Origin of the sequence: Halorubrum kocurii JCM 14978, assembly GCF_000337355.1 — an archaeon.
In the GTDB taxonomy this organism is placed as follows: Archaea; Halobacteriota; Halobacteria; order Halobacteriales; family Haloferacaceae; genus Halorubrum; species Halorubrum kocurii.
This window is the reverse complement of sequence record NZ_AOJH01000014.1, coordinates 1-341: the sequence shown is the minus strand read 5'-3', so window position 1 is coordinate 341 and position 341 is coordinate 1. Positions and strand designations below refer to the sequence as shown.

Below are 341 nucleotides of genomic sequence, written 5' to 3'. Positions count from 1 at the left end.
GCGATGGTGATGTGGTTGTCGGAGGCGCCGCGGCCCTTCAGGATCGTCGACGGGTACAGCATCGTCGCCTTCGACCCCATCGACCCCGAGATCCACTCCATGCGCCCGCCCTTCTCGGCGATGGCGCGTTTGGTGTTCAGGTTGTACGTGTTCTTCGACCAGTTCTGCACGGTCGAGTACTGGACGTGGGCGTCCTCGTCGACGAACACTTCCACGCCGCCGCAGTGGAGGTTGAACTTCGAGTACTTCGGGGCGGAACAGCCCTCGATGTAGTGGACTTCCGAGCCCTCCTCGGCGATGATGAGCGTGTGCTCGAACTGGCCCATCCCCTCGGAGTTCAT

Annotated in this window: 1 protein-coding gene; it reads right to left on the bottom strand. The window is 62.5% G+C overall.

Annotated features, from left to right (window positions below; translation table 11 throughout):
* Positions 1–341 (bottom strand): SufD family Fe-S cluster assembly protein (locus C468_RS01780; protein ID WP_008847163.1); only part of this gene is annotated, 341 nt, incomplete at both ends.